The 19774-nt window shown below is 34.3% G+C and carries 26 protein-coding genes; 8 read left to right on the top strand and 18 right to left on the bottom strand.

What is annotated here, in order from left to right; translation table 11 throughout:
• Positions 1–91: 91 nt before the first annotated feature.
• Positions 92–451, bottom strand: a complete 360-nt coding sequence (locus Q2T76_RS07645) for a CvfD/Ygs/GSP13 family RNA-binding post-transcriptional regulator (protein WP_302084946.1) — start codon at positions 449–451, stop codon at positions 92–94.
• A 119-nt stretch (positions 452–570) separates the two neighbouring features.
• Between Q2T76_RS07645 and Q2T76_RS07640 the strand changes: the two genes are divergently transcribed.
• Together Q2T76_RS07640 and Q2T76_RS07635 are read left to right on the top strand one after the other, a co-directional pair.
• Positions 571–1563: an NAD(P)/FAD-dependent oxidoreductase gene (locus Q2T76_RS07640; RefSeq protein ID WP_367881616.1), complete on the top strand. Its 993-nt coding sequence runs from the start codon at positions 571–573 to the stop codon at positions 1561–1563.
• An 86-nt stretch (positions 1564–1649) separates the two neighbouring features.
• A complete protein-coding gene (locus Q2T76_RS07635) occupies positions 1650–2294 on the top strand; it encodes a DedA family protein (protein WP_302084944.1) in 645 nt (214 codons plus the stop codon).
• Here Q2T76_RS07635 and Q2T76_RS07630 read toward each other — a convergent pair.
• Genes Q2T76_RS07630 through Q2T76_RS07610 form a run of 5 tightly spaced genes read right to left on the bottom strand, consistent with a single transcriptional unit; the run spans position 2291 to position 5949 of the window.
• On the bottom strand, positions 2291–2890 hold the full coding sequence (locus Q2T76_RS07630) for a TIGR01906 family membrane protein (protein WP_302084943.1): 600 nt from the start codon (positions 2888–2890) through the stop codon (positions 2291–2293). The genes Q2T76_RS07635 and Q2T76_RS07630 overlap by 4 nt on opposite strands.
• On the bottom strand, positions 2890–3675 hold the full coding sequence (locus tag Q2T76_RS07625) for a TIGR01457 family HAD-type hydrolase (RefSeq protein WP_302084942.1): 786 nt from the start codon (positions 3673–3675) through the stop codon (positions 2890–2892). The genes Q2T76_RS07630 and Q2T76_RS07625 overlap by 1 nt, the downstream gene beginning before the upstream one ends.
• Before the next feature lie 9 nt (positions 3676–3684).
• A complete protein-coding gene (locus Q2T76_RS07620) occupies positions 3685–4251 on the bottom strand; it encodes a YutD family protein (RefSeq protein WP_302084941.1) in 567 nt (188 codons plus the stop codon).
• Positions 4244–5629, bottom strand: a complete 1386-nt coding sequence (locus Q2T76_RS07615; RefSeq protein ID WP_302084940.1) for a bifunctional UDP-sugar hydrolase/5'-nucleotidase — start codon at positions 5627–5629, stop codon at positions 4244–4246. The genes Q2T76_RS07620 and Q2T76_RS07615 overlap by 8 nt, the downstream gene beginning before the upstream one ends.
• 2 nt (positions 5630–5631) lie before the next feature.
• Positions 5632–5949, bottom strand: a complete 318-nt coding sequence (locus Q2T76_RS07610; RefSeq protein ID WP_302084939.1) for a hypothetical protein — start codon at positions 5947–5949, stop codon at positions 5632–5634.
• 58 nt (positions 5950–6007) lie between these two features.
• Here Q2T76_RS07610 and Q2T76_RS07605 point away from each other — a divergent pair, with 58 nt between their 5' ends.
• The 3 genes from Q2T76_RS07605 to pepV all read left to right on the top strand — a co-directional run bounded on the left by Q2T76_RS07605 (position 6008) and on the right by pepV (position 9456).
• Positions 6008–7381: a glycerophosphodiester phosphodiesterase family protein gene (locus tag Q2T76_RS07605; RefSeq protein WP_302084938.1), complete on the top strand. Its 1374-nt coding sequence runs from the start codon at positions 6008–6010 to the stop codon at positions 7379–7381.
• An 81-nt stretch (positions 7382–7462) separates the two neighbouring features.
• Entirely contained in the window at positions 7463–7960 is a 498-nt protein-coding gene (locus Q2T76_RS07600) for a DoxX family membrane protein (RefSeq protein ID WP_302084937.1), read from the top strand.
• Between the two features lie 89 nt (positions 7961–8049).
• Entirely contained in the window at positions 8050–9456 is a 1407-nt protein-coding gene (gene pepV / locus Q2T76_RS07595) for a dipeptidase PepV (RefSeq protein ID WP_302084936.1), read from the top strand.
• Between the two features lie 37 nt (positions 9457–9493).
• Here pepV and ccpA read toward each other — a convergent pair whose 3' ends face one another.
• On the bottom strand, positions 9494–10492 hold the full coding sequence (ccpA, locus tag Q2T76_RS07590) for a catabolite control protein A (RefSeq protein WP_302084935.1): 999 nt from the start codon (positions 10490–10492) through the stop codon (positions 9494–9496).
• A 209-nt stretch (positions 10493–10701) separates the two neighbouring features.
• On the opposite strand from ccpA, the gene Q2T76_RS07585 reads away from it, so the two are divergent.
• Complete coding sequence (locus Q2T76_RS07585) at positions 10702–11802, top strand: Xaa-Pro peptidase family protein (protein WP_302084934.1); 1101 nt, start codon at positions 10702–10704, stop codon at positions 11800–11802.
• Between the two features lie 26 nt (positions 11803–11828).
• Here Q2T76_RS07585 and Q2T76_RS07580 read toward each other — a convergent pair whose 3' ends face one another.
• The 5 genes from Q2T76_RS07580 to Q2T76_RS07560 all read right to left on the bottom strand — a co-directional run bounded on the left by Q2T76_RS07580 (position 11829) and on the right by Q2T76_RS07560 (position 15129).
• Positions 11829–12146 carry a hypothetical protein gene (locus Q2T76_RS07580; protein WP_302084933.1) on the bottom strand — a complete coding sequence of 106 codons (318 nt, stop codon included), beginning with the start codon at positions 12144–12146 and terminating at the stop codon, positions 11829–11831.
• A gap of 9 nt (positions 12147–12155) precedes the next feature.
• Positions 12156–12557, bottom strand: coding sequence for a DUF948 domain-containing protein (locus Q2T76_RS07575; RefSeq protein ID WP_302084932.1), 402 nt, complete (start codon positions 12555–12557; stop codon positions 12156–12158).
• Positions 12558–12614: 57 nt separating this feature from the next.
• Positions 12615–13214, bottom strand: a complete 600-nt coding sequence (locus tag Q2T76_RS07570) for an XTP/dITP diphosphatase (protein WP_302084931.1) — start codon at positions 13212–13214, stop codon at positions 12615–12617.
• Position 13215: 1 nt separating this feature from the next.
• Positions 13216–14001, bottom strand: coding sequence for a glutamate racemase (murI, locus tag Q2T76_RS07565; RefSeq protein WP_302084930.1), 786 nt, complete (start codon positions 13999–14001; stop codon positions 13216–13218).
• Between the two features lie 144 nt (positions 14002–14145).
• Positions 14146–15129, bottom strand: a complete 984-nt coding sequence (locus tag Q2T76_RS07560) for an LPXTG cell wall anchor domain-containing protein (protein WP_302084929.1) — start codon at positions 15127–15129, stop codon at positions 14146–14148.
• Positions 15130–15328: 199 nt separating this feature from the next.
• Here Q2T76_RS07560 and Q2T76_RS07555 point away from each other — a divergent pair, with 199 nt between their 5' ends.
• Positions 15329–15718 carry a DUF2507 domain-containing protein gene (locus Q2T76_RS07555; protein ID WP_302084928.1) on the top strand — a complete coding sequence of 130 codons (390 nt, stop codon included), beginning with the start codon at positions 15329–15331 and terminating at the stop codon, positions 15716–15718.
• Between the two features lie 29 nt (positions 15719–15747).
• Here the strand turns inward: Q2T76_RS07555 and trxA are convergent, their stop codons facing one another.
• From trxA to Q2T76_RS07525, 6 genes are all read right to left on the bottom strand, one after another.
• Positions 15748–16056, bottom strand: a complete 309-nt coding sequence (gene trxA, locus Q2T76_RS07550; protein ID WP_302084927.1) for a thioredoxin — start codon at positions 16054–16056, stop codon at positions 15748–15750.
• Positions 16057–16152: 96 nt separating this feature from the next.
• Positions 16153–16518, bottom strand: coding sequence for a hypothetical protein (locus Q2T76_RS07545; RefSeq protein WP_302084926.1), 366 nt, complete (start codon positions 16516–16518; stop codon positions 16153–16155).
• 19 nt (positions 16519–16537) lie between these two features.
• Positions 16538–17119 carry a DUF6287 domain-containing protein gene (locus tag Q2T76_RS07540; RefSeq protein ID WP_302084925.1) on the bottom strand — a complete coding sequence of 194 codons (582 nt, stop codon included), beginning with the start codon at positions 17117–17119 and terminating at the stop codon, positions 16538–16540.
• A gap of 10 nt (positions 17120–17129) precedes the next feature.
• Entirely contained in the window at positions 17130–17801 is a 672-nt protein-coding gene (locus tag Q2T76_RS07535; protein WP_302084924.1) for a hypothetical protein, read from the bottom strand.
• A gap of 68 nt (positions 17802–17869) precedes the next feature.
• Complete coding sequence (locus Q2T76_RS07530; RefSeq protein WP_302084923.1) at positions 17870–18160, bottom strand: hypothetical protein; 291 nt, start codon at positions 18158–18160, stop codon at positions 17870–17872.
• A 76-nt stretch (positions 18161–18236) separates the two neighbouring features.
• A complete protein-coding gene (locus tag Q2T76_RS07525; RefSeq protein ID WP_302084922.1) occupies positions 18237–19241 on the bottom strand; it encodes a LysM domain-containing protein in 1005 nt (334 codons plus the stop codon).
• A gap of 171 nt (positions 19242–19412) precedes the next feature.
• On the opposite strand from Q2T76_RS07525, the gene Q2T76_RS07520 reads away from it, so the two are divergent.
• Positions 19413–19751, top strand: a complete 339-nt coding sequence (locus tag Q2T76_RS07520) for a helix-turn-helix domain-containing protein (RefSeq protein WP_302084921.1) — start codon at positions 19413–19415, stop codon at positions 19749–19751.
• The last annotated feature ends 23 nt before the right edge of the window (positions 19752–19774 follow it).

Raw genomic sequence — 19774 nt, 5'->3', positions numbered from 1 at the left:
ACTAGTTTACCAACTCACTTCTACTCGGTCAAGTCTTTTATGAGTTCTTTTTAAAATTTTTTTCGCAATTTTTCTTTTGCGTTTTTTTCTTCTATTTAAGGGCTTCTTTTATCCAGCCGGATTTTTTCTCAGCAATCGACTTAAATCCAATTTTTTGATTGCGGTCAGTCCAAAAATGTTTTCGATGACTCGCCTTGTCTTCAGCTACTGGAGCATCATTCAGCACACGTAGTGAAAGTGAAATCTTTCCAGTGTATTCATCAATGTCCAAAACTTTGACCGTGACTTTCTCATCTGTATTCAAAAGTTCTTTGACCGAGGATACATAACCATCGGTACATTCTGAAATATGTATTAACCCTTGAGTGTCATCATCTAATTTAACAAATGCACCATATGGTTGAACTCCAGCAATTGTGCCGGTTACTACATCACCAATCTTATATTCCAAACTCGTCCTCCTTTTTTTTATTGTTGTCTTGCTTTATCATATTAATAATAGTCGCATATATATTATGCACCATAATCGTTAAAAAATTAACTAAAAAGTATACATTAAGGATAAATACTATGCCTGAAATTTATGATATTGCCATTATCGGTGGTGGTCCTGTGGGATTATTCACTGGTTATTATGCTAAACTACGCGAGTTAAAGACTTGTATTATTGAGAGTTTGCCCACGCTTGGTGGTCAACCTAATACACTCTATGCTCAAAAGAAAATTTATGATGTGCCAGGTTTTCTCGGCATAACTGGTGAAGATTTAACCACAAAAATGATTGAGCAATTGGAAATGTTTGATTGCGATATTTATACTGACACCACCGTTAAAACCATTACCGATGATGATGGTGGTGTAAAAGTATTACAGACTAACAAACAAGACATCACTGCTAAGGCCGTTATTGTTGCTGTCGGCAATGGAGCTTTCAATCCCAGACGTTTGGCATTTGATTACGACCCACAACTAGATGAACAAAATGTTGATTATTTCGTTAAAGATATCAATAAATATCGTGATAAAGATGTATTAGTTGCTGGTGGCGGTGACTCAGCTGTCGATTGGTCAATTGCAATTGATAATATTTCTAAATCTACCAAAATTGTTCATCGTCGCGATACCTTCCGAGCATTAGGCGCTAGTGTAACTAAGTTAGAAACAACCAACGTTACTAAGGTAACCCCATATCTAATCGAAGGTGTTCAAAAAGCTGATGACAATAAGATAAAAGTCACTTTAGGCAAGGCTCGTGACAAAGACAATAAGCGAGATATCATCGTTGATAACTTATTAGTCAATTATGGTTATACTTCTGATACAAAGATGTTGCGTGATTGGGGACTAGATCTTTCAGGTCCTTATATCAAGGTTAATCAAAAGATGGAAACCAACTTACCTAACATATATGCTGTTGGTGATGTCGCTGAATATGATGGCAAACTCAAGTTGATAGTTAGTGGTTTTGCCGAAGGTCCTACGGCTGTCGCTCAAGCACAGTTGAAAATCTATCCAGAAAAAAGTTATTACGAACATAGTACTAACCTATTTGATAACCAGTAATTCTTAATTTAATTTTAAGGCTAGACTAAAATATGAGTATCTTAACGTATAATGTTAACTAACATTAAAATAAAGAGGTAACTAACTTGCAACTGATAGATTTTATTCTACATATAGATAAACATCTGGTATCAATGATTGGTAACTTTGGTGTTTGGACTTACGTTATTTTGTTCCTAATTGTTTTCGTTGAAACTGGGTTAGTGATTTTCCCATTCTTGCCCGGTGATTCATTAATCTTTGCAGCTGCAGCACTTTCTGCTAATGCTCACGCTCAGCTAAATGTCTGGATTCTGTTGGCGGTCTTCATTTCCGCAGCTGTCATTGGTGATTCGGTCAACTACGAACTTGGTGAACATTTCAGTCACTACGCAACGAAACAGTCGTTTTTGAAGCGATTCATTAATCAAGAACATCTAGATTCAGCCCATAAGTTCTTTGAGAAACACGGTGGAATTACAATTGTTATCGGTCGTTTCATTCCATTCATTAGAACTTTCGTTCCTTTTGTTGCCGGGAGTGGATCGATGCACTATCGTCGCTTCTTAATCTATAACGTTGCAGGTGCTGGTTTATGGGTTGGGTTATTCACATTCGTTGGTTACGTATTTGGAACTAACCCCATTGTTCAAGAACACTTCTCATTAATTGCGATTGGAATTGTCTTGGTTTCAGTGGTTCCAATCATCATTACTTTCTTCAGAAATAAAGCCAAGAAAAAAAAGAGCTAGGATAATTCCTTAGCTCTTTTTTTGTATCCAATATAAACCATGATTTCAAAAATAATAAAGAACATGAAGATTAATTGTTCAAAGAATTCTTCTGGCAACACATTGATAATCGGATCCGCAACTGGATCAAACATCCAATCACTATTTCTAAATAGAACTTCATGAAACATTACAAAGAACTGATCAAAGTCCATTGCTGCAATAATTCCAATGATTACCGGTAGTATTCCGATTACTGCGGCATCTTTTGCATAAAAACGCAGCTTAATCTTGAAGACTTTCTTAAGTCCCAAAGTAATCAAGAAAACAATGTTATTTAACAAAAATAAATTCTTCACGTCGACAAAATGTAACAGCCCACTTCTTGAGGCTGGAAAGTATAAGAACTTTAATTCACCCGAAAATGGATTCAATAAATACTCCATTAAATGAGCATATTCTTTCATCAAGTTAGCGTTATTTATTGGAAAGTCGTAAAACCAATTAGCATTAATGTAATAGACAATTCCGCTAAGAGCGATTACTGAAAAAATTGCCGCCGTTAACACGAAGAATATATTAACAATGTTGTCGCGAACTCTTAACCAATCAATCATTAGAAGACCCACTCATCTAAACTATCAACCTCAAAAGTTGGTTGTTTTTCTTTTTGGGCTACTTGCTCTTTAGTTGATACTCCTGAATAGACTAGCAATGTCGCCAAGCCATTCTGAATTCCACTTAAAATATCGGTTTGATAGTTATCACCCACCATAACAGTTTCGGATTTTTCTAAACCAAATTTCTCTAGCGCAAAGTCAATAATTGGTCGATCAGGCTTTCCAATATAAGTGGCAACTTGTTGCGTTGCTGTCTCAACTAGCGAAACAACCGAACCTGCACCGGGAACTAATCCACGTTCATTAGGAAGATTAGTATCACGGTTAGTTCCAATGAATTTTGCTCCACGTTTGATGGCTAAGGTCGCCAACTCGAATTTATGATAAGTCACATCAGTATCTAATCCTACAATAACGTAGTCAGGATCAAATTCATTGTACTTAATGCCGGTTGAGTAAATTGCATCCTTCAAACCAGCTTCACCAATTACATAGACTGATTTTTGAGACAAATCGTCATTTTCTTCTTGTAAATAGAATGCCGTCGCCAACGATGGTGTAATAATTTGATTCTCATCGGCTTTGATTTGATGATTGTTATTCAAATTACTAGCCACTTGTTGAACTGTCTTAGTTGTATTATTAGTCAAAAAATAATAATTTACTTCAGGATCATTTACCGCACGGTCAATAAACTTCTTGGCCTCGGGAATTTGCTTCGTTCCTTGATACATTGTGCCATCTAAATCAATCAAATAGTTTTTATACTTCTTAGTTGCCAAAAATCTTACCTACTTCTCATTATTTATCTTGCGAATCTTAAAGTTGTTCTTCTTGTTAGAGTTATTATTGGTGCTTTTCTTTTTTGTTGTAGTGTTCTGGTTTTTCTTATTTGCGGTTGGTTTTTTCTTAACGTTATTAGTTGATTTCTTATTAGTTGCTGGCTTTTTCTTTTTTTGTTGTGGCTGCTTTTTGGCCTTAGCTTTTAATTTTGCCTTTGGCATCTTCTTCAAGTTTTCCAACACAAAATAAGCACAACCAAAATTACAATATTCCAATAGATAATCTTCAACGTTTTCAATCTGTTGGTCCATCTTTGCTTGCGAGTAATTGCGGTTGTAAAAACCTTTCAAACGTAGTTGATCGTATCCCCAATCGCCGACAATGTAGTCGTACTTCTTGAGAACATCACTATAACGCTCAGCTAGTTTCTCTTTATCAAAGCCCTCGCGATAGTTCTCGAGTAACTTATAAGGATGATCTTGAATCCGGATATTCTCATCATCTAACTGAACTATTTCAACTTTTGCTCGTTCTTCGACTGGTTTTTCTTCTTCGGTCGTTTTCTTCTTATCCATTATTCATTCCAAACTTTGTTTTTAAATATTGACTGTAAACATCCCTAATCACTGTTGGATAGTATAACTTATTTTGTCCCATGATTTTAATAGTTGGAAAATATGGCACAAACAAATAGTGATCTAATGTGGCTAGAGAATATTCTTTTTCAGGTTCAATTGGCTGATCATGAATCAGCACTGAACGTTTCTCAATATTTACTTTGACATTATCATACACTAATTCGCCAAAATATTTACCTCGAAAACCCATTCCTTTTTGCTGATGCCGTCTAAGAAATAATCGATTAAATTCCATCTCTAAAAACAATCGCCAAATATCTTGTCCTTTTAGAGATACTTTCATGACATGCATCGTGTGCGGTAATAAGTCATGAATATCATCTGCCGTAACTGTGCCCGCCGGCAATTCTTTGAGAAATAATCCATTATTTAAAACCGCGATATCAGTCCCCGCAACTTGTTCGATTGCCTTCAATGCATAATGAATGTTGGCATGTTCAGAAGTTACATCATTATTTAAGTCAAAAGGAACTTCAGCAATTTTTTGTTGCTGTAATAATTCATGTCCCAACTCTAAATAATCATTTATGATTTGCTCATCATTTGGTTCTTCTGGCAATTCAGCGGTCTTGATAGTATCGACTTTAATATCTTGAATTTGATTGTTCTCTAAAGTTAAATCAATTTCACCGACATACATGCCGTACTTACCTGCTGCGGCTAATTGTGTTGTCCCATCAACCTCACCATGCTCAAATAAATGATGTGTGTGTGAGCCAATAATCAAGTTAACTTCTGGATATTTTTTAGCAATTCTTTTGTCCATTGAGATTCCAAGATGTGACATTAAAATAATCGTGCCGCATCCTTGAGCTTTTAACTCAGCAATCTGTTCAGGCAAAACATCTTGAACTAGTTGAATATCCCAATCAACTAATGGATATGTCAACACAAAAGGTGCTGTCAAAGCTAAAACGCCGACTTTGTTGTCCGCAAATTCATAAATCTGTGATGAAATTGCAAAATCTGGAATTTCTTCGGTGGCTTTGGTTTTCAAATTACCAATAATAACTGGAAAATTGGCATCTTTAAATAACTCTTCCAATTGTTGATGACTGTTGCCTAATCCTTCATTGTTGCCAATTGTCACTAAGTCATAGTTTCGCTTATTTAGCCACTCAATATTAGCTTGGCCATTGGTTGCTTCGGTCAAAGGATGGACACGGTCCATAAAATCGCCGATATCAAATAATAAGAATTCCTCATTGTTTTGTTCGGCAGTCATTCTTTTTTCAGCAATCAAGCGTTCAATTTTAGGAAAGTTTTCAAAATGCGAATGTAAGTCATTAGTATGAATTATTTTTAGTTTTGTCATCTTCACTCTTCAATATAATTTGCTTTTAAAGTATCAGTAATCATTTTTTGAATTTTGGGATCACTATGATCAAACACGGTCCATTCGGTCATATCCAATTTTGGCATTTCGTAATTATCATTAATATACTTTTCATATAATGAAACTGCCGTAGAATGTGGTATATTTAGTTTTAAAATTCTGACTTGTTGAATTAGTCCTTTTTCGGCGGCTAGTTCTGCACGACCATTTAGAAAAATATTTGCTAATTCAATGTATTTTGTGCCATCATTTAAGGTAATTTCTTCAATTAAATCTAGTACTTGTTTTTCTTCAGTCAAAATATTTTCTCCTCTTTAGTTATATCTTACCAGTTTCTTCTTGAATGAAAGGAATAATATGTTCAAAAAATCATCATTAAGTATTTTTCTGATTTTCATTTTCATTTTTAATAGTGCTTTTATTGTGGTCGGTCATCGTGGTGATCCTATTAAAGCTACCGAAGAAACTTTTCAAAGTTTTGACACAGCATTTAACGAACGTACTGATTACGTAGAATTAGATGTCCACTTGTCAAAAGATAATCGCTTGGTTGTCTCGCATGATGATAATTTAATGCGACTAACTGGTAAGAACTTGCTCGTATCTCAAAACGACTTTAATACTATCTCTCAACTAACGGTTGCTAACGGCGAGCATATTCATAGTTTAGATGAAGTGCTAGCTAAATATCAAAACAATCCACAAGCAAAATTCTTAATTGAGACTAAACGTTTGAAAGGCGACAGTTCAGATACACTCGAATCAACTATCTCTCAAGTAGTTCAAAAATATCATATGCAAGATCGAGTTATGTTTCATAGCTTTTCAAGTAAAAGCATCAAAGCACTAGCCAAGTATTTCCCAAATAACCAACGAATCTTTATTTCTGGATCATTAAAGAGAATTAATTTTGAAGTTTTCAAATACAGTACTGGTGTCAATATTTCTTCGGACTTGGTAACTTCTAAGCTAGTTAGTCAGTTACATAAAATGAGCCAAAAAGTTTATGTCTGGGATAAGATGAATGAAGACCCAGCCCAATGGAATTGGTTGGTTAATATGCCAATTGATGGTGTCGTAACTAATTATCCAGAAACTGGTGTCAAATATCGTGACCTTGAAAAACAGGCCTCAAGTCAGACTCTAAATACTCAAATGACTTATATGAATGAAAAACCTAGCCAAACTTTCGAGAATCCCTATATCAAGAATAAAGTTACTGGCCAGACTGAATATCTCAATAGTTATGAAGTGAAAAAACAAATAATTGTCGACAACAAACCATATCTCCAAATTGCCGATAACAAGTTTGTTTCGGCAGATAATTTCATTGATAGTAAATATGTGGCCGAACTACTTCCTTATATGAATTCTACAATTCGTGTCAGAGATAATCATCTCAAACACAGTATTTACGCCTCACCAAATATTCGCGATACAACTGGTACTTCATTGTTAACCAATAAAGAATACGCAATTGAAGGATTCAAAAAAGATGGCTCTAAACTCTGGATTAAAACTCAAGTTGGTTGGGTTTTATCGGACAATGTTTTAATTAAATTCACTGAGCAAGTTTCTCAACAAAGTTATCTAAATCTTGATAGCAGTAAAAAACTTACTGAAATTGATTTGAGTCAGCAACCTTTACCATTGGCAACTGATAAAAGTATCATTAAGGATTTTAATTTCAGTACAATTCAATTGAAACCAATTCAAGATTTTGAAATTTAATTTTCTTCCAATTGACAAGCGACAATTGCACTACTATCATTGTCATCGTGCTATAATTCACATGAAGGGAGGAAAGTTGATATGGTTAAATTTTTAAGAGAAAACAAAATCGCATCTGTTATTTTAGCAATTATTCGTGTTTGGCTTGGTGTGCAATGGACATTAGCTGGTTGGGAAAAGATTACTTCAAGTCCAGCTTTTGACCCTAAAGGTTTCTTCATGGGAACAATTACTAATCCAGTAATGACACCTGAAAAGACTGCCGCATATCCATGGTTTAACGACTTAGTAAAAAATGTCATGATGCCTAATTCAAAAGCTTTTGGATTTATGGTTTCATGGGGTGAATTCTTAATTGGTTTGGGATTAATCTTCGGTTGTCTAACAACAGCAGCATTATTCTTCGCCATGATGATGAACTTCACTTACCTATTAGCAGGTACAGTTTCAGTTAACCCTGAATATATTTTCTTTGAAATCTTCTTGATTGTTGCTGGTTTCAACGCTGGTAAAATCGGTTTGGACTACTGGGTAATTCCATGGTTCAGAAAACATGTTTTCAAAAGAAAAACCGCTTGATTAAAATAGCAGAAAAAGTCGCCTTCAAGACGGCTTTTTTTTGTGCACTATGATATGATTTTATTAACTTATTTTGGGAGGTTACTTTTATGAGTATCGATTGGAAAAAGGATTCCGAAAAATATCGTGATGACTTGATCAAAGACTTAACTGATTTAGTTAACATCGAAAGTGTCCGTGATGTTGAACACAAAACTGATGATTACCCACTAGGACCTGGTGTTTCAAAAGCCTTGAAGCAAGTTCTTGGTTATGGTGAACGTGATGGTTTTGTAACTAAGAATGTTGAAAATGTTGCTGGACACATCGAATATGGTCAAGGCGATGATATCCTCGGTGTCTTAGGACACGTGGACGTGGTTCCTGCTGGCGATGGTTGGGTTACAGATCCTTTCACAGCCACAATCAAAGATGGCAAAATTTATGGACGTGGAACTTCTGACGACAAAGGACCATCACTTGCTGCTTACTATGGTCTTAAATTAATCAAAGATCTTGGTCTTCCAGTTTCTAAAAAAGTTCGTTTCATTTTCGGAACCGACGAAGAAAGTGAATGGTATGGTATCACTCGCTACATGCAAGTAGAAAAGAAACCTGAATATGGTTTCTCCCCTGATGCTGAATTTCCACTAATCAATGGTGAAAAAGGAATCGTGTCATTCAAGATTACTTTTGACCAAGCAAATGACGACCAAGCAATTGTTAAATCATTTACTAGTGGTGTGCGTGTTAATATGGTGCCACAAACAGCTACCGTTGTTCTAAACGCTGACAAAATTGATGTGGAAGCCGTTCGTAGCAGCTTCACTGACTTTGTTGCTGATGACAAACTAAGCGGTGATATTGTTGAAGGTAATGGCGAACTAACACTTACCCTAACAGGTAAAGGATCACATGCGATGGATCCTAAAGAAGGTGTTAACTCAGCTACTTACTTGGCAACTTACCTAACAAGTTTGAACTTAAATGATAAAGAAAAGAACTATTTCTCATTTATTAGTAATACTCTTCACTTAGACTTCGATGGTAAAAACTTAAACATTGCCTATAGCGATGCAACTATGGGACCACTTACAGCTAGTCCTGATATTTATGAATATAACGAAAAGCAAGATTCAGCAAATATTCTTGTTAATGTGAGATACCCTAAAGGTAAAACCGATGAAGAATTAGTTAATAACATTTCTGAAGTACTACCAGAACATGCCAGTGCCATTGTTGATGGTCATGCTCAACCACCTCATTTCGTAAGTGCTGACGATGAATTAGTGGCTAACCTATTAGCAGCTTATCGTGATCACTACGATGACAATTCTGAACCAATGTCAATCGGTGGTGGAACTTACGGTAGAATGCTTGACCGTGGAGTTGCCTTTGGTGGATTACTACCAGGACGTGAAAACGTGATGCATCAAGCCAATGAATATATGATTATTGATGACTTAGTTCTCTTAATCGAAATTTACGCCGATGCTATCTATCGTTTAATTAAATAAATTCATAAAAAAAGCATTGCCTAAAGCAATGCTTTTTTTATTTTGTTGTTTGACGACGAACGATACTGTATGGAAGTGTTACTTGATTTTCATCAATTACTTCTTGGTTCATCAATTTAGTTAATAGTCTCATTGAAACTGCACCGATATCATACAATGGTTGTGAAATTGAGCTCATCTTTGGACGAGTAATTTGGCACAAGATTGTATCATTACTTGTGATTAATTCGAAATCTTCTGGAATATTTACGCCAGCATCTTCAGCGGCATTCATCATTCCAATAGCTAAGATATCGTCATTAATGATTGCGGCAGTTGCACCAGTACTTGAGACAGCATCCCAAATTGCAGCACCGGCAGTCAAAGTATATTCAGCTTCAAAAACCATTTCTGATGAATACTTGATGTTGTTATCTTCAAGAGCTTTTTTGTAACCACCCAACTTCTGAGTTCCATCAATTGGTGTAGCCAAGTTACCACCAACAAAGGCAATCTTCTTATGTCCATTACTAATCAAACTGTTAGTAACTTCCTTCACTGAATCAAAGTAGTCAATATTAACACTAGCAATTTCATTACCATCATCTACTAATCCGGCAAATACTGTTGGTGTTTTTGAGTTAATTAATAGACGTTTAAGCTTCTTATCAATCACATGACCCATATAAATAAGGCCATCAACTTGTTTAGATAACAAATTATCGATTACTTGCTCTTCATCATCACTTGAATCTAAAGATGAACTAATAATGTGATATTTGTACATTGTTGCCACATCATTAATACCCTTAGCAAGTGAAGCAAAATACAAGTTAGTCATATCAGGAATGATTAGACCAATAGTAGTACTCTTCTTACTTGCTAAACCACGAGCTACTGCGTTTGGACGGTAGTTCAAACGATCAATAACTTCCATAACTTTTTTTCTAGTTGCTTCTTTAACATTTGGGTTTCCATTAACTACACGAGAAACAGTAGCCATAGAAACTTTGGCTTCGTTTGCAACATCATAGATAGTGATTACTTGTTTTTCCATATTTTCCCTCAATTATTTTCTTTTAAAAAACGCTTTCAGTTTAATGTACCAGAGAAAAATCGCTTTTTCAAGCAAAATGCTATGTTTTCATAACTTTTTCACGTTTCGTTTTCAGAAAACGCTATCAATCAACAATTCTTTCACAAATATAGTTTATGAATTATATTTCCTTAAGTTGGTGCTATACTATTATGAAAGGAGATTTGTATATGAATAAAATAGAAAAACTTCAACAATGGTTAAATGATACTGGCATGGATATTGCTTATATCAATGAACCTACTCACGTAAATTACTTTACCGGATATGAAAGTGATCCAATTGAAAGAGTTCTGGGACTATTTGTTTTTCCAGACCAAGACCCCTTTTTATTCACTCCACAACTAGAAGTTGAATCTGCTAAAAAGGCTGGTTGGACTTATGATGTCTTTGGATACTTAGATCACGAAGATCCCTTCAAGTTGATTGCTGAACATATTTTGGAAAAAACCAATCAAGCACCGATCAACTGGGCAATTGAAAAATTCAGTTTACCAGTTTCTAGAATGGAATCAGTTCTCAAACATTTCCCAGATGCTAAGTTTGGTGCTGACGCTTCCGAGTATATGGAAAAAGCTAAATTAATCAAATCAAGTGATGAAATTGAATTAATGAAAAAAGCTGGTGATGAGGCCGACTTTGCTTTCTCAGTTGGTTTCAAAGCTATTCAAGAAGGCAAGACTGAACAAGAAGTCGTTGCTGAAATTGAATATGAACTAATGAAAAAAGGTGTTATGCACACCAGTTTTGACACCATCGTTCAAGGTGGAGCCAACGCTGCTAACCCTCATGGTGGTCCAGAAAAAATTGCCTTAACTAAGAATGAATTAGTCCTTTTTGACTTAGGAACTAATCATGAAGGCTACATGAGTGATGCTAGTCGTACCGTTGCTTTTGGCAAACCATCACAAAAAGCTCTCGATATTTATCAAGTATGTCTTGAAGCTCAACTAACTGCTCAAGCTGCTATCAAACCTGGTATCACAGCGGCAGAACTTGATAAAATTGCTCGTGACGTAATTACTAAAGCTGGATATGGTGAATACTTCATTCATCGTTTAGGTCATGGTATTGGAATGTCAGATCACGAATTCCCATCAATTATGGAAGGTAACGATCTAGTCATTCAACCTGGTATGTGCTTCTCAATTGAACCAGGTATTTACATCCCCGGCGTTGCTGGAGTTCGTATCGAAGATTGTGTTTATGTTACCGAAAATGGTAGTGAACCATTCACTCATACTCCTAAAGAACTAACATATGTCGATTAAAAAAAAGCCTACATCAGTAGGCTTTTTTATTTGTCTTCTTTTAAACTTTCTTGATCAAGATTTTCTTCATCAATCACAATTGTTTCAAAATTATCATCAGATGACAATTTCTTATTAATTTGACGATCAATGTTTTCTCTTAGATCAGCAGTTTTTTCATTGAAATCATTTATTAACTTGTCTTTATCAAAAGCACCGTCTGAATCAGTCATGCTTTCTTTGATATCATTGAATTTCTCAATCAAATCTTCTTTTGAAGACATTGGCATAACGTATTTAGTTACGGCGTATGAAGCAATTGATCCTACTACAAACCCTAAGAAGAAACTTCCTTTTTTTGCCATTTAAATATCCTACTTTCTACCTGGCATGAATGACTTAAAAGTCTTTGCCATTTTAGCAGCTTTATATGCTGTTCCAAAACTCATAAATGAACTTGATGATTTGTCATCTGAAGTTGCACGATCAGCTTTGTTACCTAAGTTCTCCACTGTTTGGAATAATGGGTTTAGTTTTTCCATTTTCCAAGTTACATCGTCAACCAAGACATTTGTTTTTGACATTAAATCATTAGTTTCATTTAAAATTTTATCAGCATCTTCAGAAACAGTTTTCAAAGTTTCGTTTGCTTCGTCCATTGTTTTTTCTAAACTCTTTAAAATCTTTGCAGCTTGTACTAATACTACAATTAGATAAATCACTAGAACTGCAAATGCAATAGCAGCGATTAATGCTGCGATTTGTCCATAATCCATAAGAATTCCTCCCATTAGTTACAAGTAAATCTTAACATAAAAGCTAGAACCTACAAATTAATTTATCCAATCAGGCATGTTCTTCTCAAGTTCTACTAAAGCATTGGCACGATGACTGATAGCGTTCTTCTCATTCATTGTCATCTCGGCCATGGTTTTTTCTAATTCCGGAATATAAAACAATGGATCATAACCGAAGCCTCCATCACCTGATGGCAAAGTTGCAATCAAACCATCAACATGACCTTCAACAATCACATCTTTTGATTCATCATCTGGATGAGCTAAAACTAAGGTACTAACGAATCTAGCTGTCCGCTCTTCCAAACTAACTCCACCCAATTCAGAAAGTAACTTAGCGTTGTTGGCAGCAAAATCATGATCACCGGCATAACGAGCTGAGAAAATTCCTGGTTGTCCATGCAATGCATCTACCTGTAGCCCAGAGTCATCAGCTAAAGCTGGCAAGTGAAGTTTTCTGGTGATAGTGTGTGCCTTGATTTTAGCATTTTCTTCAAAAGTACTTCCATTCTCAGGAATATCACCGATTTCGGGATAGTCTTTTAGAGTCTCAATCTCAACACCATATTTTTTGAATAATTCGGCAAATTCGGCAGCTTTACCTTCATTATTAGTTGCAATAATTATTTTCTTCATCTTATTTTTCAACATTCACTTTCATAGAATTGACTTGTTTTAGATTCAAAATCATCTCAATTGCCTGATTGAATCTTTGAGGATCATCAGTGGTATAAAAATCTGCTGGTTCGGAATTATTACCCAACATATTATTTTCAGTTAAATAATTAAGTGTCGTTACGGCTGTTTGAAGACTTGGGTCGATAATTTTTACTCGTCCGCCAAAGTAATCATCAATTTGTTGGGCAATAATTGGATAATGAGTACAACCCAGAACCAAACTTTCGATATTCTTATCATCGAAATAGTGAAGATTCTCTGCAATAAGAGTTGTATCAATCTGATTATTCTCAATCATTGGTACGAAATCAGGTGTAGCTTTGGCATAAACAGTCAAATCAGGATTAAGCTGCTTAATCTTTTCTTCGTAGCTTCGAGAATCAATTGTACCCACTGTTGCAATGACACCAACTTTTTGTTGAGTTTGCTTAACAGCTTCCTCACTCCCTGATTGAATTACGCCAATCATTGGTATATCGAATTCTTTTTGTAAAGTTTCCATTGCTTGAGCAGTTGCCGTGTTACAAGCATACACAATTAATTTAGCGTTTTTTTCAATAAAAAATTGCACTAGCTCACGAGTACAATCAATCACTTCTTGCTTAGCTTTCGCACCATATGGCAAACGTTTTTGGTCGCCAATAAAAATATATTTTTCATTAGGTAGTTGCTGCATTAATTGCTTCAACACAGTCAACCCACCAATACCTGAGTCCAAGACTCCAATCGGTTGATTATTAGTCACTGACGTTTCCTCGCTTTCATAATCTGAAATTATATTTTACCACTTATTTAAGAGCAATCGGTCATTAATAGTATAACTGGTTGTGAAGCAAAATAAAAAGCCTCAATCTTTACGATTAAGAACCCTTTATTTGCTGCTATTAAATTAATTTTTCTTACGACTCAAACCAACATATCCTAAAACTGCTGTTAAAGCTAAACCAACGATTCCCATCAAAGTCAAGTCTTGAGTATTTGCTTCGCCAGTTTGTGGCAAAGTTTTTGGAGCTTCTTTAGTAGTCTTCACTGTTGTAGTTGCTACTTGATTATTTGTTGATTCCGTAGCGTTAACTTTTGCTATTACCGCATTAAGGTTCTTTGTTGCTGAATCAACCGAAGCTTGGTCCTGGTTATCAATATCTAGTAGCGTATCATAGGCATTTTCTATAAACCCATTGAGTTCCATCCAAATGCTGGTATAAGGATAGTCTTTCGGAGCTTTTTTGTAATACAACTCCATTCCAGTATTAACTGCTACTATTAAGTTGTTATAACTTTCCTGAGTAATTAACATGCCAACTGCATCATTAATTTTTTGTGTAACTGCATCAACTTGCTCTTGAGTTGCACTACTATCATTCATGATAGTAAAACCTTCGTTCCATGCGGCGGTAACTTTCTTAGCTGATGATTCCGTATAGATACCCGAATTTGCTTTTGCTGCATCATTCATAGCTATTTCTAGTTTCGATTTGTCAGCTTGTCCATTAACTTTGTCGATTGCCGTGTTGAGTTCTTGAGTTTTGCTATCAACTTCTGGTTGAGTCGCTGACTCATCTGCCATCACAGTTTTTGCTTCATTGATTACATCATCAAGTTGGGACAAATTCTGAGTAAACTCATCACTTATATTCGCCGCTCTATCCAAAGCCAATTTCAAAGCTGATTTATCAACTTTAACTTCGCTAGTTTTTTCATTCTTACTATTTTCTACTTGAGTATTATCCAATACTTCTTCAGTAGCATTAGTTGATGGAGATTCTGCAACATCAGCTCTAACTGTTGCTGCAGTTGAAACAAATGGTCCTAATATCGTTGCCGACATTAAGGTTATAATTGCGTAATTAACAAATGATTTTTTTGTAAACATCGAATTGTACCTCCTTGTATGTATTCGTTTTCTTATTTACAGTCATATAATACCACAAGATTACAGAAATGTTACAAAAATGTTACAAAAAGATAAAATTATTTTTTTATCTCATGTTTTTCTTTGAAAAATCAAGCTTTGTCGGAATGTGATAATTAGTATATAATTAGTAATAACAAATACACGGAGATAACTATTGATGAATAATAATATCCTTAGAGATGTTGTTCTTCCTGATATATTGGGAAATGACACAAAAGAAATACTTTATTGGGAAGGAAAAAAACTTTTTACTAACTTTCTCGACGAAATACAAAACGAAGAAGAACTAATTAACTTTTTTGAGAATTCTGGATTTGGACAACTGGAAGTTAAAAAATCAGCTACCAAGCATTTCGAATTCATTTTATCAGGGGATATCGTCATCAGCCGTCTTCAAGCTGAGCACCCCGAATTTGATTTAGAAACTGGATTCTTATGTGAGTTCGTCCAAACAATTACTAATTCTTATTGCATTTCTTCTATTAATTTAAAATCTAAGTCAGTGGTAATCTCTATCGATATTGATCACAAATCTGAAGTCAAATAAAAAAAGCCTGGATATCCAGGCTTTTTTGTTTATCTATATTTACTGATAATGTCAGCAAGTTGTTCTTTGCTATGATAACCAACAATTGTTTCTACAACTTTACCATCTTTTTTCAAAGTCATTGTTGGAATTGCTTTGATTCCCAAACTATTTGGAGTTTCAGGATTCTCATCAACGTCCATCTTGAAGAATTTGATATCATCATTGTCTTCTGCCAATGCTTCAACAGCTGGCGATTGCATTCTACATGGGCCACACCAAGTTGCCCAGAAGTCTGTGAAGACTAAGCCTTCACCTGTTAATTTGTCATAGTCTTTATCTAAAATTTCTTCTACCATAATTTTCACCTCAAAAGCAATTATATTTAAATTTAAAAAAATTACAATTAAAATGCTTAAATTAGAATATCATTAAAATTTGCTTCGACAATTTTTTTATTTATTCTTGATATATTTTGTACCCTCAATCATGCTGGTCAATCCACTAGCTGATTTTATAACAAATGATTTTCTATCTTTAGAAAGTTTTGCTTTCATTGTTGTGCCTTCGTCAAATTCAATTCTTAAAGTATTACCTTCGATTTCGTATGTTCCTTTATTATTGCCCTCTTTAAGTGTTTTATCTTTTGAAAAAGTCATCGTATCCTTGCTAGTTGAGAATAGTACTGTAATTTTTCCAGTATAAGAACCTTCTATTCTACTCGCGTTATATTTTGATATTCCAATGAATGCAATTACCACAATCAATGCAGCAATAATACCTATTACTGCTTTTTTATTTTCTAAAAGTTTTTCTTTCATAATTATATTTTCTCCTAAGTTATTTAGTTGCTGAATCTTGTACAAATACTTCACTAAAATTGTTGTTGCTAGTCCAAATCACAATTGTATTTTTAGAATTTGTACCTTTATCATTCGTATCTATATATGTATCCGTTGTTCCCGCAGGATAAAAAGTAACGGACCAATTAATAGAAACACTATCTTCATCTTTTAAATTCGTAACTAATGAGCCTTTGTCCTCTTTAAAAACTATGGGATGAACTCCGTTAGTATCCTTTAATCCTTGTTTGTTTAGTGAAATGGCATCGGTCACAATAGTATCACCAGTAATTTGAATTGGTGCGCCTTGATCGCTTGCAAAATTAATCGTTCCTTTTTGCTCAGTTGCGGATAAATGCCACGTTCCTTTTAAACTACTGAAATTACCATTCATAATTTGATCAAAATTCATTTTAGTATTGATATTTTCAGTTTTCTTTTTCGTTACTTCTTTTTTCTTTTTTAAAATTGCGGAAGTTTTATTCTCACGTTTTGAACTCGCTTTGTTAGAGCCATTATCACATGCTGACAAAGAGACCGTTAAAAGTATTCCTAAAACCATATAAAAAGTTTTTTTCATGCCTACTCTCCTACTTGTTTTTAATATCTGATAATAAATTTTTTTTCATTACAAAGTAGCCAATGATTGTGACAATGAATGAATTAATATATAGATTGGTCAATAACGTAGCTAATCTATTATCTGGAAAATATGGAATAACAAATAAAAACTTCATATTGCAAAAAATTGCAAATGTAAATAACAAGATAAACATTGAATAACCAATCAATCTCTCATCAACTGATGAATTATTCTTTCTTAAACCAGACCAATAATTCAATCCTCTATTTTTTAGCTGAAACATGTCAAATGCTATTAGGCCAATAGCTACTAGAGTAAATAAAAAAGGTTTATAAGTTAAAGCAATGAAATTGTACATATCGTAATAATTAATATCTATCCCCATATTCATATTGCTCAGTGCTTCCGTAAACTTAGGCATCATTGTTAATAAATAATCCCAAGAAAACCAAAGCAATAACACTAATCTTTTGAACTTATTCAAGGAACTCTTAACTACTTTCACTTTATATAAAAGGAGCCACATAGGAACTATTGGGATTAAAAGGACTGCTAATTGGAATCCTATTTTCAAAATGTATCCAATAATTGTAAAGAATACAACTAACCCAATAATACAGCCTCCACCACTTGAATTTATTCTTTCATATTCATTACCATATTGATCTCTATATGTCACTACATTCTCCTACCTTTTCAAAATTTAGAAAAGAATCTACCCTTAAAGGCAGATTCTTCTTTAAATTCTTATTGATTTTGATTATTATATTTTTTCCAGCCAAAATTTTTTTTATATTCGATTGTTGGTTTAGCATTATCATTTACACCACTAATAAATTGAATAGCACGATTGACATCAGAAAAAATGATTGCAGATTTTTCCTCAGTACTGTAATTAAAGCTATTATTAATTCCATCAACCTCAGCTAGATATTTCCTATATCCCGTTATTGGATCAGTCAAAACAACTCTATATCTTGGTTTTCTGAAATAGAAGAAAGCTACAACTAATATTACAAATATAATAAAAACAAACATGTCATCCTCCACTTTTTCTTAAAAAAACACTCACTCACACGAGTCAGTGTTTTTAAACATATTATTTTTGATTGAATTACATATCCAATCCATAGAATGGATCTGCATACCAATCAATAGTCACATCTTTAACTGTAATCATACCTTTATGGGTGTTCTTATCTACAGTACCTGTTACCTCAATATTTGAGATGTTAGCTGAAACATATGATGGGTCAGTCAGATTATCTTGGATGAATGTTGAATATAATTGCTTTGCAACAGCCATATCAGAAGTGTAGTTATCACTATTTCCGTATGCACTTAAATGTTGAGCTGTTGAAATCCAATCAGCACCTGAAGGTGCTTTCCCTGTTGGAATACCCCAATACTTACCATTGGCAGACAAATTAATTAATGACATCAAATTTTGTTTGATTGCATTAGCATTTGGTGTATAAATGTTATTTTGTGGAGGTGTTACATTTCCACCACCATTATTGTTTCCACCGTTGTCATTCCCTCCAGGATTAGTAGTTCCACCGCCATTATTTGAACCATTGTTTCCAGGATTTGATGGGTTGGTTGTTGAACCACCATTTGAACTGCCGTTACCTGGTTTTGATGGAGTTGTTGCAGAACCCTTACCACCGTTTGTAGTATTACCAGTATTTGATGAACCTGTACCTTTTCCCACATTATAGATATTGTTTGTCCCATCACTATTTTGGACAGTCACAGAACCATCTTTAGCGTTAAACCAAAGCTTGTTGCCAGCATAAATCAAATCTACATTGGCAATTTTGTTGATTTGAGCCAATTTCTCAACAGATGTTTCAACACCATTTTTCTTAGCAGCTTCAACGATTGTTGAAAGAGTGTCACCCCATTTAATGGTGTATGGTGCTGACCCTTCCGATTTCAAAGCTGATTGAATTGTAGAAATTGAGTTAGCTGTCCACGTTGTTGTAGCAGCACTAACCTTGTTTGAATTAAAAGCTGCTAAACCTAATCCAACTCCAAGTGTTAATGCACTAGTAGTAATAACTTTTTTAGTTCTATTATTGCGCTTCATTTTTCTTACTTGTTTTCTAGTAAGCATATAGTCTTCCTCCGAAAGTAGTATATAAGTAAATACTTACAAAATTATTTTATCACAAATAAAGCATTATATTCCACCTTTATTTCAAAAATAAAGCATTATGTTCTCTTTGACGCTAAATCATTACCGATTATGGTTAAGTAATAATACAAATGACTGGGAGCAGAGTATATGCCTGATATTGCGAAAATTATTAGAGAACGAAGGATTTCTTTGAACTTATCCATTCCAAAAGCAGCTGAAAAAGCAGATCTAAGTGATAGTTTTCTTTCAAAATTTGAACGAAATGTAAATACCAATATTAGTTTAGACAAATTATTAAGACTTTGTGATGCTCTGGATTTGAAAATTACAGATTTATTTGATGACAATGAGGAATTTAATCCTGAGGAAATTTATACACCTGAATTAGTGAAGTACCTAAAAAGCCTGCCATTAAAAAACCGTGAGAAAATTTCAAAAAATTTTTTAGAAATTTTGCAAACAACTAATAAAGACTCGAATAATTAATTTTGAACAACAAAAAAACACCT

This window comes from Lactobacillus sp. YT155, assembly GCF_030504545.1.
GTDB lineage: Bacteria > Bacillota > Bacilli > Lactobacillales > Lactobacillaceae > BQUT01.
This window is presented reverse-complemented; position numbering and strand designations above follow the sequence as displayed.

Coding starts and splice junctions, on each gene's coding strand:
- Q2T76_RS07555 (WP_302084928.1), top strand. CDS start 15,329: ATGAATAATAATATCCTTAGAGATGTTGTTCTTCCTGATATATTGGGA.
- Q2T76_RS07520 (WP_302084921.1), top strand. CDS start 19,413: ATGCCTGATATTGCGAAAATTATTAGAGAACGAAGGATTTCTTTGAAC.
- Q2T76_RS07605 (WP_302084938.1), top strand. CDS start 6,008: ATGTTCAAAAAATCATCATTAAGTATTTTTCTGATTTTCATTTTCATT.
- ccpA (WP_302084935.1), bottom strand. CDS start 10,492: ATGGAAAAACAAGTAATCACTATCTATGATGTTGCAAACGAAGCCAAA.
- Q2T76_RS07580 (WP_302084933.1), bottom strand. CDS start 12,146: ATGGCAAAAAAAGGAAGTTTCTTCTTAGGGTTTGTAGTAGGATCAATT.
- Q2T76_RS07560 (WP_302084929.1), bottom strand. CDS start 15,129: ATGTTTACAAAAAAATCATTTGTTAATTACGCAATTATAACCTTAATG.
- Q2T76_RS07545 (WP_302084926.1), bottom strand. CDS start 16,518: ATGAAAGAAAAACTTTTAGAAAATAAAAAAGCAGTAATAGGTATTATT.
- Q2T76_RS07615 (WP_302084940.1), bottom strand. CDS start 5,629: ATGACAAAACTAAAAATAATTCATACTAATGACTTACATTCGCATTTT.
- pepV (WP_302084936.1), top strand. CDS start 8,050: ATGAGTATCGATTGGAAAAAGGATTCCGAAAAATATCGTGATGACTTG.
- Q2T76_RS07530 (WP_302084923.1), bottom strand. CDS start 18,160: ATGTTTGTTTTTATTATATTTGTAATATTAGTTGTAGCTTTCTTCTAT.
- Q2T76_RS07525 (WP_302084922.1), bottom strand. CDS start 19,241: ATGCTTACTAGAAAACAAGTAAGAAAAATGAAGCGCAATAATAGAACT.
- trxA (WP_302084927.1), bottom strand. CDS start 16,056: ATGGTAGAAGAAATTTTAGATAAAGACTATGACAAATTAACAGGTGAA.
- Q2T76_RS07620 (WP_302084941.1), bottom strand. CDS start 4,251: ATGGATAAGAAGAAAACGACCGAAGAAGAAAAACCAGTCGAAGAACGA.
- Q2T76_RS07540 (WP_302084925.1), bottom strand. CDS start 17,119: ATGAAAAAAACTTTTTATATGGTTTTAGGAATACTTTTAACGGTCTCT.
- Q2T76_RS07570 (WP_302084931.1), bottom strand. CDS start 13,214: ATGAAGAAAATAATTATTGCAACTAATAATGAAGGTAAAGCTGCCGAA.
- Q2T76_RS07640 (WP_367881616.1), top strand. CDS start 571: ATGCCTGAAATTTATGATATTGCCATTATCGGTGGTGGTCCTGTGGGA.
- Q2T76_RS07585 (WP_302084934.1), top strand. CDS start 10,702: ATGAATAAAATAGAAAAACTTCAACAATGGTTAAATGATACTGGCATG.
- Q2T76_RS07600 (WP_302084937.1), top strand. CDS start 7,463: ATGGTTAAATTTTTAAGAGAAAACAAAATCGCATCTGTTATTTTAGCA.
- Q2T76_RS07630 (WP_302084943.1), bottom strand. CDS start 2,890: ATGATTGATTGGTTAAGAGTTCGCGACAACATTGTTAATATATTCTTC.
- Q2T76_RS07575 (WP_302084932.1), bottom strand. CDS start 12,557: ATGGATTATGGACAAATCGCAGCATTAATCGCTGCTATTGCATTTGCA.